Here is a 13718-nt window from a genome sequence, read left to right as displayed (position 1 = left end):
AGATGGCAGGTGCAAAAGAGATAAAAACCAAAATTGCCAGTGTACAAAGTACACAAAAAATCACTAAGGCAATGGAAATGGTGGCAACCTCGAAAATGCGTAAAACGCAGGATCGTATGGCTGCATCTCGTCCGTATTCTGAAACTATCCGTAACGTTATTAGTCATGTGTCTAAGGCAAGTATCGGTTATAAACATCCGTTCTTAGTTGAGCGCGAAGTGAAGAAAATCGGTATCTTGGTTATTTCAACAGATCGTGGGATGTGTGGTGGGTTAAATGTTAATTTATTCAAAACCACACTTAACCAAATAAAAAATTGGAAAGAACAAAATATTTCTACAGATTTGGGCTTAATAGGTTCAAAAGGGATTAGTTTTTTCCGTTCCTTTGGATTTAATATCAAAGGTCAGCTTTCTGGTTTAGGCGATACGCCCGTTCTAGAAGAGTTAATTGGTGTGGCAAATACAATGTTTGATGCTTATCGTAATGGTGAAATTGATGCAGTTTATATTGCATACAATAAATTTGTTAATACGATGTCGCAAAAGCCTGTTGTACAACAATTAGTTCCTTTACCAGAATCTAAAGACGATCATTTAAATGAAAGACAACAGACTTGGGATTATCTTTATGAGCCAGAACCAAAAGTACTATTAGATAGCCTTTTAGTTCGTTATTTAGAGTCCCAAATTTATCAAGCGGTTGTAGATAATTTAGCTTCAGAACAAGCGGCTCGAATGGTAGCAATGAAAGCAGCAACGGATAATGCAGGTAATTTAATTAATGATCTGCGGTTGGTGTACAACAAAGCTCGTCAAGCAAGTATCACAAATGAATTGAATGAAATCGTAGCCGGTGCGGCGGCGATTTAAGAAAAGAGGAACGGTAATGTCAGCAGGAAAAATTGTACAAATCATCGGTGCGGTGATTGACGTTGAATTTCCACAAGATGCAGTGCCAAAAGTTTACGATGCATTAAAAGTTGAATCAGGTTTAACACTTGAGGTGCAACAACAATTAGGTGGTGGAGTAGTTCGTTGTATTGCATTGGGTACATCTGATGGTTTAAAACGTGGCTTAAAAGTAGAAAACACAAATAACCCAATTCAAGTACCAGTAGGCACAAAAACACTTGGTCGTATTATGAATGTGTTGGGCGAACCAATTGACGAACAAGGAGCAATTGGTGAAGAAGAGCGTTGGGCTATCCACCGTTCGGCACCGAGCTATGAAGAACAATCAAACAGTACGGAATTATTAGAAACTGGTATCAAAGTGATCGACTTAATTTGTCCATTCGCAAAAGGTGGTAAAGTTGGTTTATTCGGCGGTGCAGGTGTAGGTAAAACCGTAAATATGATGGAATTGATTCGTAATATTGCGATTGAGCATTCAGGTTACTCTGTATTTGCGGGTGTAGGCGAACGTACTCGTGAAGGTAATGACTTCTATCATGAAATGAAAGATTCTAACGTATTAGATAAAGTATCTTTGGTTTATGGTCAAATGAACGAGCCACCAGGTAACCGTTTACGTGTTGCATTGACTGGTTTAACTATGGCTGAAAAATTCCGTGATGAAGGTCGAGATGTATTATTCTTTGTGGATAATATCTATCGTTATACCCTTGCTGGTACGGAAGTATCTGCGTTATTAGGTCGTATGCCATCTGCGGTAGGTTACCAACCGACATTGGCAGAAGAAATGGGTGTGTTACAAGAACGTATCACTTCAACCAAAACAGGTTCTATCACTTCTGTGCAAGCGGTGTACGTACCAGCGGATGACTTAACTGACCCATCTCCAGCAACAACTTTCGCACACTTAGACTCAACAGTTGTATTAAGTCGTCAAATCGCATCTTTAGGTATTTACCCTGCGGTTGATCCATTAGATTCAACTTCACGTCAGTTAGACCCGCTTGTTGTTGGTCAAGAGCATTATGATGTTGCTCGTGGTGTACAAGGTATTTTACAACGTTATAAAGAATTGAAGGATATTATTGCAATTCTTGGTATGGATGAATTATCTGAAGAAGATAAACTAGTGGTAGCACGTGCACGTAAAATTGAACGTTTCTTATCACAACCATTCTTTGTTGCAGAAGTCTTCACAGGTTCACCAGGTAAATACGTGACATTAAAAGACACCATCCGTGGCTTCAAAGGTATCTTAGAGGGCGAATATGACCATATTCCTGAACAAGCGTTCTATATGGTTGGTTCAATCGATGAAGTGTTAGAAAAAGCCAAAAATATGTAATCACTTCAAGTCATTTGAAGGAGAACAAAATGGCGACATTTAATTTAACAATAGTAAGCGCAGAGCAGAAAATCTTTGAAGGTGAAGTAAAACAAATTCAGGTAACTGGTGTGGAAGGGGAGCTTGGTATTTTGCCCGGACATACGCCATTGCTAACAGCAATTAAGCCTGGGATTGTTAAATTTACTCTTAAAGATGGGAATGAAGAAGTTATCTATGTTTCTGGTGGTTTTTTAGAAGTTCAACCAAATATTGTGACAGTATTAGCAGATATTGCTATTCGAGGTAGTGAATTAGATGCAGATCGTATTCACGAAGCAAAACGTAAAGCAGAAGAAAATATAGTATCTCACGGATCTGATGTAGATCACGACTTACTTGTTGCAAAACTTTCTAAAGAGTTAGCAAAACTTCGAGCTTATGAACTCACTGAAAAACTATTGAAAACAAGACGATAATTGAAAGTATAATATAGATGAAGTGAACTTCATTTAGTTTAAGGGCTAAGTTCTATAATTTTAGAACTTAGCCTTTTTGTTGTATAAGATGAATGATAAGTTTTGTCTGAAATTTTTATCTAAATTAATTAGGACAATATTTACTCTTTTTTAGATAAAAAGTGCGGTAAATTTTTAGTTTGTTTTTAACCTACAACAAAGGGTAAATAACCCGCACGAATCGCAAATGGAATGGATGTAATGATCACGCCTAATACCAATACGATAATTAAAGTCAGATTTCCTCCCCACACTTTATATGGCAAATTGCGGTGAACACGACGAGCTTTCCAAACAAGGCTAACTGGCAATACTACGGCGTAGAATGCAAACATTTGACCTGCGTAGCCTAGTGCTAAAATAAAACCTTCTGGGTAAAATAATGCAAAAACAAGTGGTGGAATAAAAGTCAGTAAACCAAGTGAAATTCTGCCTGCTGTAACGTTAAATGAACGTTTTAGTAAATCTTCAATACATTCTAACAATCCTAATCCCACACCTAAGAAAGAAGTGATAAGTGCTAATGTAGAAAATAATTTTACCGCACTTGCGATCACATTGCTTCCAGTGATGGCGAAGGTTGCTTTTACTAAGCCATTTAAAGTCGCATCTTCTTTTAAGATTTGTAAAAATTCATTTTGTGTAAGCAAGCCGTGCGTGGATAGTTGCCATAGAATATAAGCACAAAGTGTTATGGCAGAGCCGACCAAAATAGAGAAGCGTAATGCTTTTACATTGCCATCTAAGTATTTATTTAAACTTGGAATGGAACCGTGGAAACCAAATGCCGTGAAAAATACAGGGCTTGCAGAGATAATTAAAGCCTTATCAATTGGCGTCGCCATTAAGTTATCAAATTTGATTTCTGGCAACATTAAGCTTAACACCACGGCAAAGGCAGCAAGCATAACGAAAAATAACACGCGATTAATTTTATCTACGCTATGTGTGCCGATGACAATAAATGAACCGAAAATCACGGTAAATAATAAGACGCTAACTTTATCGCCAAAACTTTCTGGTAATAAATCTTTTAGTAGTGAACCGCCACCGCTGATATAAGCGGCAATTAATGCGTATAAGAAAATAATTAGCACGGCTGTGGCAATAATGCGTCCTGTTTTACCAAAATATTGTTCTGCAAGTGTGCCGATACCTGCATCACTTTCCGCAGTTTGATAGAGTTCAACGAATAAAAGTGCGCTAAAAGTTAATAATGCCCAAAGCCCCAATAACAAGACTAAAGTAAAGCCGAAGCCAATGCCAGCGGAAGTGAGTGGCATAGCCAACATTCCCGCGCCAATCATCGTACCAGCAACAAGAAGTGTGCTGCCAACAGTTTTGTTCATTTTTTTTTCCTTATAGTGTAATGTAAAATTTACGATGATTGTATTGTATAATTTACAGCGTGTAAACAACAGAATACAAAATATCTTTATTATTTACCGCACTTTTCTTTTCCCTTTCTGTGTTCATCTCGTTAAAATACTTAGCGAATCAACTAAGACAAAGCTAAGACAAAATAGGAGAGCTTATGATTTACAGTATGACCGCCTTTGCACGCCTTGAAGTGAAAAAAGATTGGGGCGATGCGGTATGGGAAATTCGTTCCGTCAATCAACGTTATTTAGAAAACTTTTTCCGTTTACCCGAGCAATTTCGCGGATTAGAAAACACGTTGCGTGAGAAACTTCGTCAAAGTCTTACTCGCGGGAAAATTGAATGTTCTTTGCGTATTGAAACAAAAAAACAAACAAATGCTGAATTGAATTTAAATAAAGAACTTGCGAATCAAGTGATTCAATCTTTGCAATGGATTAAAACTCAAGCTGGAGAAGGTGAAATTAATTTGACAGATGTGTTGCGTTATCCTGGTGTGGTGGAAGCGCAAGAGCAAGATTTAGATGCGATTAGTCAAGATTTATTGACAGCCTTTGATGATTTACTGACCGATTTTATTGCAATGCGTGGTCGTGAAGGGGAAAAACTGAACGATATTATTCAACAACGCTTAGATGCCATTGCAGTGGAAGCGGATAAAGTGCGGTCACAAATGCCAGCAGTTTTACAATGGCAGCGTGAACGGTTATTGCAACGTTTTGAAGATGCTCAACTTAATCTTGATCCACAGCGTGTGGAACAAGAAATGATTTTACTCGCTCAACGTGTTGATGTGGCGGAAGAACTCGATCGTTTACAAATGCACGTGAAAGAAACCACGAATATTTTGAAAAAAGGCGGTGCAGTTGGGCGTAAATTAGATTTTATGATGCAAGAATTGAATCGTGAATCGAATACCCTTGCGTCTAAATCCATTAATGCGGATATTACGGCTTCTGCGGTGGAGCTAAAAGTGCTTATCGAACAAATGCGTGAGCAAATTCAGAATTTAGAATAGGAAAGCAGAATGTCTCAATTTATTTCTCTTACTCAATATCAACTGATTGAAGTACAGGGTGCGGATGTAGAAAAATATTTGCAAGGGCAATTAACTTCTGATGTTGTGCGATTAGCGAGTGGCGCAACGACGCTTACGGCTCACTGTGACCCAAAAGGTAAAATGAATGCAATTTACCGTTTGTTTAAAGTAAGTAGTGAACAATTCTTTTTGCTCGTTAAGAAAGATATTTTGCCAAGTGCTCTGGATGCTTTGAAAAAATATGCGGTATTTTCCAAAGTGAGTTTTGATTTACGTGATTGGCAAATCATCGGCGTAATAGGTGAAAAATGTGGAAAAATTACACCGCACTTTTCATTGGAAATTGATGGACAGCGTTCAATTTTATTAAATGAAACTGAATTACCCGTGAATTTTAATGGCGATGAAAAAATTTGGGAAGTAGCCGATATTCAAGCAGGATTGCCAAATTTAAGTCCGCAAACGCAAAATGAATTTATCCCACAAGCACTAAATTTACAGGTCGTTGAGCAAGCAATTTCTTTTACCAAAGGCTGTTATATTGGGCAAGAAACCGTGGCACGTGCGAAATATCGTGGGGCAAACAAACGTGCAATGTTTATTTTTAAAGCGCAAACTCAGCAGGAAGTGGAAATTGGCAGTGAAATCGAAATGCAGCTTGAAGCCAATTGGCGTAAGACTGGCACGATTACAAGTGCGGTCAATTTAGACGGTGTTTTATGGTTGCAAGTTGTGATGAATAATGACATGGATTCAGAGCAACAATTTAGATTGCCGAGTAATGAAATACTGTTAGAGCGAGTGCAGTTACCTTATTCGATTACTGAATAAGAAAGCAAAAAAGATCAGGCATTAACCTGATCTTTTTTTGTATTTAGTAAAGTACACGCGCACGAATTGTGCCATCAATTTCCTTCAATTTTGTCAGTAATGGTGATGCATCATTCGTTTCTACATCAACGACAACATAACCAATTTTTGGGTCAGTTTGTAAATATTGCGCGGCAATATTGAGGTTGGCTTCGACGAAAATTTGGTTCAGTTTGTTCAATATACCAGGGCGATTTTCATGAATATGCAATAAGCGTTTTGTTCCCTCGTGCTCTGGTAAAGAGACTTCTGGGAAGTTTACCGAAGAAAGGGTTGATCCGTTGTCTGAATATTTGACAAATTTGCCTGCCACTTCAAAACCGATATTTTCTTGTGCTTCCGCTGTTGAGCCACCGATATGTGGCGTTAAAATCACATTATCAAATTCACGTAACGGCGAGACAAATTCTTCATTAATTGAAGCGGGTTCAACGGGGAATACATCAATTGCCGCACCGTGAATTTTACCGTCTTTTAAGGCTTGAGCAAGAGCATCAATATCTACTACTGTGCCACGCGCAGCATTGATCAAAATAGCCCCTTGTTTTAATTGTGCAATACGCTCTGCGTTCATTAAGTTTTTGGTGGAGGGCAGTTCTGGCACGTGTAGTGAAATCACATCGCAAGAACTAAGTAATTCTTCAAGACTACGAACCTGTTTTGCATTACCAAGCGGAAGTTTATTTTCAATATCGTAGAAATACACATCCATGCCTAATGATTCAGCAATAATACTTAATTGTGAACCAATGTGGCCGTAACCAATAATGCCTAATTTTTTTCCCCGCACTTCATGAGAGCCAGTCGCGGATTTATTCCAAACACCACGATGTACTTCGGCATTAGCCTGTGGCACATTGCGCATAAGTAATAAAATCTCGCCTAATACTAGTTCTGCGACGGAACGAGTGTTTGAGAATGGCGCATTAAATACAGGAATACCACGTGCTTTTGCTGCATTTAAATCCACTTGATTTGTACCAATGCAGAAACAGCCAACTGCGATTAATTTGGGTGCAGCTTCAATCATTTCTGCGGTTAAATGGGTGCGAGAACGCAAGCCAATAAAGTGTGCATCTTTAATGGCTTCTTTTAATTCATCACCATCCAGTGCTTTTTTATAGTAATCAATATTGCTATAGCCTGCCGCGTGGAGCGTATCAAGTGCGCTTTGATGCACACCTTCAAACAATACAAATTTAATTTTTGATTTGTCGAGTGAAACTTTGTTTGTCATATTTGCTTCCTTATGATTTTTATTATGAATTAGTCAATAATTTTGGCACCTTCAGGCGTGCCGACGATTACAACATCTGCGCCACGTAACGCGAATATCCCATTAGTGACGACACCTGCAACATTGTTTAATTCTTTTTCCATTTCAACTGGATTTAAAATACTGAAGTTGTGTACATCTAAAATCACATTGCCATTATCTGTAACCACGCCTTCACGATACTCAGGTGCACCACCAAGTGCGGCTAATTTTCTGCCCACTTGTGAACGAGCCATTGGAATAACTTCAACTGGCAATGGGAAAGTCGAACCTAACACATCCACTTGTTTACTAGAATCTACAATACAAATAAATTTTTTCGCTAATGCCGCAACGATTTTTTCACGAGTAAGTGCCGCACCGCCGCCTTTAATCATCATTTTTTGTGGATTGATTTCATCTGCGCCATCCACATAAATATCTAAGCTAGAAACATCATTTGCATTAAATACTTCGATCCCTTGTTTACGTAATAATTCTTCTGATGCTTTTGAAGCCACAACTGCGCCTTGAATTTTATTTTTGATTGTACCCAAAGCCTCAATAAAGCAGTTCACAGTAGAGCCACTGCCCACGCCAACAATTGTATCTGCTTTTACATATTCCAATGCAGCTTGTGCGGCGAGTTTTTTCATTTCTAATTGATTCATTTCTTTTCCTTATTTCAATAAGTAAACGATTGCGTTACTTTATTACTAGCCTATCTAATAAACAAGTATAATTTTTTAGTGGACGTTTTTCTCAAGCAATGTTATTTCACGACTAAGTTATTTCAGGACTAGGCTATTCTTCCGTTAAAAATAATTCCAATAGTTCATTGAGAAATAATTTGCCTTGCTCAGTGATTTGCCAAGAATCAGCGTTTCCCACAATATAGTTTTGTTGAATGGCAAAATCAATTTGATTTTTTACCGCACTTTGCGACAAGCCTGTGTAATCTTCAAATTCTTGTTTGGGTACCGCTTCTAACAAACGAAAGCGATTCATAAAAAACTCAAAAGGGCGGTCAATTTCTTGCACGTTTTTTTCTTCGTAAAGATATTCGCCACGCAAATAACCTTTCGGGTGTTTGGTTTTAGAAAAGCGAGTAATCTCGCCATTCGGAAACGTCAATTTCCCGTGTGCGCCACAGCCAATGGCTAAATAATCCCCAAACCGCCAATAATTCAAATTATGTTTACACTGAAAACCTGTTTTTGCGTAAGCTGAGGTTTCATATTGCTGGTAGCCTGCCGCCGTTAAAAGTTGGTGACCTTGCTCAAAAATATCCCAAAGCGCATCATCATCTGGCAATTTAGGTGGGCGGTAAGCAAACATCGTATTTGGCTCAATAGTGAGCTGATACCAAGAAATATGGGGAGGGGATAGCTCAATCGCTTGACGAAGATCATCTAAAGCTTCTTCCAACGTTTGGTTCGGTAAGCCGTGCATTAAATCTAAATTGAAACTTTTTAGTCCAGAAACTTTCGCTAAATTGACCGCACTTTTTGCCTCTGTTGCATTATGAATTCGCCCAAGACGCCGTAATTTGTCATCATTAAAGCTTTGTATCCCCATAGAAATTCGTGTAATGCCTGCAGATACATAACCTTTAAAACGTTCAGCTTCTACCGTGCCAGGATTAGCTTCTAATGTAATTTCAATATTATCTTCAAAATCAATCTGTTTTTTTATTTCTTTTAAGAGATACGCAATGCTTTCTGCCGAGAACAAACTTGGTGTACCGCCACCAATAAAAATTGAATGGAGTTTTCGTTGTTGAATAGAATCTTTAAAGCGTTGCAAATCAGCCTGCAAATCTTGCAGAAGATGATAAATATAGTCTTGTTCTGGTATATCGCCTTTTTGTGTGTGCGAATTAAAATCACAATAAGGGCATTTTTGAACGCACCATGGAATGTGTATATAAAGGGAAAGTGGAGGAAGTTTTGGCATTGTGTTATTAACAAGTTTTCAATTTGGAAAAGTATAAATTAACCTTGTGTAAAGATGAAATTATCATCTCTAAAATCAATAAAAGGGCTTGTTTTCACAAGCCCTAAAACATTCAATTAATTGACCGCTCTTTCTGATTTACTCGTCACTTTACGGCGTGGTGCTTTAGGTTTAGCCTCCACTTTAACAAACTCAATGCCCTCTGGTGGATTTTCCAATGCAAAACCAAGCACTTCATCAATGGTTTCTACTGCGTGAATTGCAAGATTTTGTTTTACGTTTTCTGGAATTTCTTCAAGATCTTTAACGTTCTCTTTTGGAATTAATACGGTTTTAATTCCGCCACGATGTGCCGCAAGAAGTTTTTCTTTTAATCCACCGATTGGTAATACTTTACCACGTAAACTGATTTCTCCCGTCATTGCTACATCAGCACGCACAGGATTACCTGTTAAACAAGAAATTAATGCAGTACACATTGCAATACCTGCACTTGGGCCATCTTTTGGTGTTGCACCATCTGGCACGTGAATGTGAATGTCACGTTTTTCGTGGAATTCAGCATTGATACCCAGTTTATCCGCACGAGCACGCACAACGGTCATTGCCGCTTGAATGGATTCTTTCATCACATCGCCTAATGAACCAGTGAAAGAAAGTTTTCCTTTGCCCACAACAGAGGCAGTTTCAATAGTGAGTAAATCGCCGCCCACTTCTGTCCAAGCTAAACCAGTTACTTCGCCAATACGGTTTTGCGTGTCAGCTTTACCAAATTCAAAACGTTTTACGCCAAGATAATCGTGCAGATTATCTGAATTTACCGTGATAGATTTAAGTTTTGGATTTACCAATAAATTTTTCACTGCTTTACGGCAGATCTTTGAAATTTCACGTTCTAATCCACGTACGCCCGCTTCACGTGTGTAATAGCGAATAATATCTAAAATTGCACTTTCTTCTACGGTAAGTTCGCCTTTCTTTAAACCATTACGTTCAATTTGTTTTGCTAATAAATGGCGCATTGCGATATTAAGTTTTTCATCTTCTGTATAACCAGAAAGACGAATAACTTCCATACGATCCAATAATGGGCCTGGAATATTCATAGAGTTTGATGTTGCCACAAACATCACATCAGAAAGATCATAATCCACTTCTAAATAGTGATCGTTAAAGGTGGTGTTTTGCTCAGGGTCTAATACTTCAAGCAATGCTGATGCAGGATCACCTCGCATATCGGATGCCATTTTGTCGATTTCATCAAGCAAGAATAATGGATTTTTTACGCCCACTTTTGCCATCTTTTGAATTAATTTACCCGGCAATGCACCAATATAGGTTTTACGGTGACCACGGATTTCTGCTTCATCACGCACGCCGCCTAATGCCATACGTACATATTTACGACCAGTAGCATTGGCAATAGACTGACCAAGAGAAGTTTTACCTACACCTGGAGGACCAACTAAACAAAGAATCGGGCCTTTCACTTTGTTTAAACGTGCTTGTACTGCTAAATATTCAAGAATGCGTTCTTTTACGCGATCTAAACCATAGTGATCGGTATCTAAAACTTGCTGTGCTTTAACAATGTCTTTTTTCACTTTAGAACGTTGATGCCAAGGCACTTGGATCATCCATTCAATATAACTGCGTATTACCGTTGCTTCAGAAGACATGGCTGACATCATTTTAAGTTTTTGTAATTCATTTTCTACTTTGTCGCGTACATCAGCTGGCATGCCTGCCGCTTCCACCTTTTGATGCAGTTGTTCAACTTCATCAATGGTATCTTCATTTTCGCCACCATCCATTTCTTTACGAATGGCTTTAATTTGCTCGTTCAAATAATAGTTACGCTGGCTTTTCTCCATTTGTTTTTTGACACGACCGCGAATCCGTTTTTCCACTTGGAGAATATCAGCCTCTGATTCCATCATACCAAGCAAATATTCTAAACGTTCTTGCACATTAGCGAGTTCTAACGCATTTTGTTTATGGCGAATGCTTACAGGGAGATGGGCAGCCATTGTGTCAGCTAAGCGATCAACATCATCAATACGTTGAAGGGCATTGAGAATATCTGTAGGCACTTTTTTGTTGAGGGTAAGATAATTTTCAAACTCAGAAAGCACCGCACTTTTTGCCACTACTAACTCTTTTTCATCGCCATAAGTGGTTTCAATAGGGGTAATTTTTGCGGAAAAGTACTTTTCGCCGTCTTCAAGGTTGTTAATTTTCGCGCGATTTTGACCTTCAACTAGCACTTTTACTGTGCCATCAGGTAATTTTAATAACTGAATAATGTTAGCAATAGTACCCACATCAAATAAATCTTCAGGGGTCGGTTCTTCTAAATCTGCTTCTCTTTGGGATACCAAAAGAATCTGTTTGTCATCGTTCATCGCTTCTTCAAGGGCATTAATTGATTTTACGCGCCCTACAAAAAGTGGCATCACCATATAAGGAAAAACGACAACATCGCGTAATGGCAATACGGGCATTGTACGTTGGGTATTCTTCGCCATAATTGGTCTCTCTTATAATTTCGTTCCGATAATTTGGGTAAATATTGGGGTAGGGAAAAAGGAATTCAAGGAAAAGATTATAACAAAATCTGAGTTATAAAGTGGGTTTTAAACAAAAAAGAATTTTGGCAAATGAAGTGATAATGGCTAAAATAACGAAAAATTTTATTAAATTTCACAAAATATTGAGTTATGTCCACGAAAAATCATTTTATTTTCCCCACCTATGTTCAAATGTATCCTTATTCTAAGGATCGTCCTTTTCTCAAACAAGTGCGGGAAAAATTACGCTATTATGGCTATAAATGGTTGTATCAAAAGCAATGTAACCAATTAGTGGATTTTCTTAATAAAGAAACGCAATGGCAGCCTTTATTTACACAAGATTATTATCGTATCAATACAATTCTGACTACTTTTTGCGATAAACGCTTTTCTGCCTCGGAACGTTTAACGGCGATTACTGAGAATTTACGTTTGGCAGAAGAAAAAATGGGGCGTTCGCTTTGCCAACAATTATTGGCTCAACAACATATCGTGCTAACCCAATTAACAGAGGATTTGCGTTTATCTTTGAGTATCAATCATATCGATCCCTTTGAGGGATATTTTTCTATTAATATTCGCAATCAAAATAACGAACGAGTATATGATGCGTCTTTCACTTTTTTAAGCCCGAATAAATTGCTTATCGCCTCAATTCAAGGCCCCTCAAGCGACAATGCACAAGAACTTGTGAAACAGGCTACGAAAGCATTACACGGTATGCGACCAATGTTTATGTTGGTTAATGCGTTCAAAATGCTTGCTGAAAAATGGCAATGTGAGTTAGTGGGCATTCCGCACAAAGCACAAGGAAAATACCGTCTTTCTGCTCGCAGTAAGATTTTGTTTAATTACGATGAATTTTGGCAAGAAAACCAAGGAGAATATCGCCATAACTATTGGCAATTACCTTTGCATATTGAACGCAAACAATTAGAAGATATCGCAAGTAAAAAACGTTCTATGTATCGTAAACGTTATGAAATGCTAGACCAAATGGCACTGGATATTCAGCAACTTTAACGAAGAAAGTGCGGTAAAAAATGAGAGAAATTTTTACCGCACTTTTCAATTAGTTTTCTTGTTTTTTCACTTCATCCCATAACAAATCTAATTCAATAAGTGGCACATTATTCACTTGCTTACCTTGTTGTTGAACCGCTTGTTCTACTGCTCGAAAACGACGTTCAAATTTTAAATTCGCTTTTCGTAATGCATCTTCAGGATCACATTTTAAGTGGCGAGCAAGATTGACGGTTGCGAACAATAAATCGCCGATTTCCTCTTCTACTTTATTTTGTTCAATCGAAGTGCGGTTAATTTCAGCTTGAACTTCTTGTAATTCTTCCCGCACTTTGTCAAATACGGGGGAAATTTCTTCCCAATCAAACCCTACTTTTGAACAACGTTTTTGTAATTTTGCCGCTTGCATAAGAGAAGGCAAAGCACGAGGCACATTATCTAAAATAGAGGTTTCTTCACTTTTACCTTGTTTTTCTTTGGCTTTCATTTCGTTCCAACGGGAAAGGGCTTCTGTTTCGTCCCCCGCTTTTGCATCACCAAACACGTGAGGATGACGGCGCACAATTTTTTCAGCGACATCTTGCAATACATCATCAAAAGTAAAGTATTTATCTTCCCTAGCAAGCTGACTGAAGAAAACGACTTGTAACAATAAATCCCCTAATTCTTCGCGTAAATTTGGTATGTCTTTTTTCTCAATCGCTTCAATTACTTCGTAAGTTTCTTCCGTTAAGCAAGGAATCATGGATTCATAATTTTGTTTTAAATCCCACGGGCATCCGCCATTTGGATTGCGAAGTTGGGCGATGAGTTGAATAAAATCTTGAATGGAGTAGCGCATAATTTGGTTTCCTTTGATGGAA

The 13718-nt window shown here is 38.2% G+C and carries 12 protein-coding genes; 6 read left to right on the top strand and 6 right to left on the bottom strand.

Features of this window, described 5'->3' with window-relative positions:
- Positions 1-2 precede the first annotated feature (2 nt).
- The 3 genes from atpG to DV356_RS06875 are packed head-to-tail and all read left to right on the top strand — an operon-like array spanning position 3 to position 2720.
- On the top strand, positions 3-872 hold the full coding sequence (atpG, locus tag DV356_RS06885; protein WP_038439396.1) for a F0F1 ATP synthase subunit gamma: 870 nt from the start codon (positions 3-5) through the stop codon (positions 870-872).
- A 16-nt stretch (positions 873-888) separates the two neighbouring features.
- Positions 889-2262: a F0F1 ATP synthase subunit beta gene (gene atpD, locus DV356_RS06880; protein ID WP_005652049.1), complete on the top strand. Its 1374-nt coding sequence runs from the start codon at positions 889-891 to the stop codon at positions 2260-2262.
- Between the two features lie 29 nt (positions 2263-2291).
- Complete coding sequence (locus DV356_RS06875) at positions 2292-2720, top strand: F0F1 ATP synthase subunit epsilon (protein ID WP_015701694.1); 429 nt, start codon at positions 2292-2294, stop codon at positions 2718-2720.
- 185 nt (positions 2721-2905) lie between these two features.
- Here the strand turns inward: DV356_RS06875 and DV356_RS06870 are convergent, their stop codons facing one another.
- Positions 2906-4108, bottom strand: a complete 1203-nt coding sequence (locus tag DV356_RS06870; RefSeq protein ID WP_005649395.1) for an aromatic amino acid transporter — start codon at positions 4106-4108, stop codon at positions 2906-2908.
- Between the two features lie 185 nt (positions 4109-4293).
- On the opposite strand from DV356_RS06870, the gene DV356_RS06865 reads away from it, so the two are divergent.
- Together DV356_RS06865 and ygfZ are read left to right on the top strand one after the other, a co-directional pair.
- Positions 4294-5157, top strand: a complete 864-nt coding sequence (locus DV356_RS06865; protein WP_011272075.1) for a YicC/YloC family endoribonuclease — start codon at positions 4294-4296, stop codon at positions 5155-5157.
- 9 nt (positions 5158-5166) lie between these two features.
- Positions 5167-6009, top strand: coding sequence for a CAF17-like 4Fe-4S cluster assembly/insertion protein YgfZ (ygfZ, locus tag DV356_RS06860; protein ID WP_118806725.1), 843 nt, complete (start codon positions 5167-5169; stop codon positions 6007-6009).
- A gap of 43 nt (positions 6010-6052) precedes the next feature.
- Here the strand turns inward: ygfZ and serA are convergent, their stop codons facing one another.
- The 4 genes from serA to lon form a co-directional block, all read right to left on the bottom strand.
- A complete protein-coding gene (gene serA / locus DV356_RS06855; RefSeq protein WP_118806724.1) occupies positions 6053-7285 on the bottom strand; it encodes a phosphoglycerate dehydrogenase in 1233 nt (410 codons plus the stop codon).
- 29 nt (positions 7286-7314) lie between these two features.
- Positions 7315-7974: a ribose-5-phosphate isomerase RpiA gene (gene rpiA / locus DV356_RS06850; protein WP_112119330.1), complete on the bottom strand. Its 660-nt coding sequence runs from the start codon at positions 7972-7974 to the stop codon at positions 7315-7317.
- A 133-nt stretch (positions 7975-8107) separates the two neighbouring features.
- A complete protein-coding gene (gene hemW / locus DV356_RS06845; protein WP_118806723.1) occupies positions 8108-9259 on the bottom strand; it encodes a radical SAM family heme chaperone HemW in 1152 nt (383 codons plus the stop codon).
- Positions 9260-9375: 116 nt separating this feature from the next.
- Positions 9376-11787, bottom strand: coding sequence for an endopeptidase La (lon, locus tag DV356_RS06840; RefSeq protein ID WP_118806722.1), 2412 nt, complete (start codon positions 11785-11787; stop codon positions 9376-9378).
- A 192-nt stretch (positions 11788-11979) separates the two neighbouring features.
- Here lon and DV356_RS06835 point away from each other — a divergent pair, with 192 nt between their 5' ends.
- Positions 11980-12855, top strand: a complete 876-nt coding sequence (locus tag DV356_RS06835; protein WP_118806721.1) for a VirK/YbjX family protein — start codon at positions 11980-11982, stop codon at positions 12853-12855.
- Positions 12856-12904: 49 nt separating this feature from the next.
- Here the strand turns inward: DV356_RS06835 and mazG are convergent, their stop codons facing one another.
- Entirely contained in the window at positions 12905-13696 is a 792-nt protein-coding gene (gene mazG, locus DV356_RS06830; protein WP_118806720.1) for a nucleoside triphosphate pyrophosphohydrolase, read from the bottom strand.
- Positions 13697-13718 lie beyond the last annotated feature (22 nt).

The sequence above is a fragment of the Haemophilus influenzae genome, assembly GCF_003494325.1.
GTDB classification, from domain to species: Bacteria; Pseudomonadota; Gammaproteobacteria; order Enterobacterales; family Pasteurellaceae; genus Haemophilus; species Haemophilus influenzae_I.
This window is presented reverse-complemented; position numbering and strand designations above follow the sequence as displayed.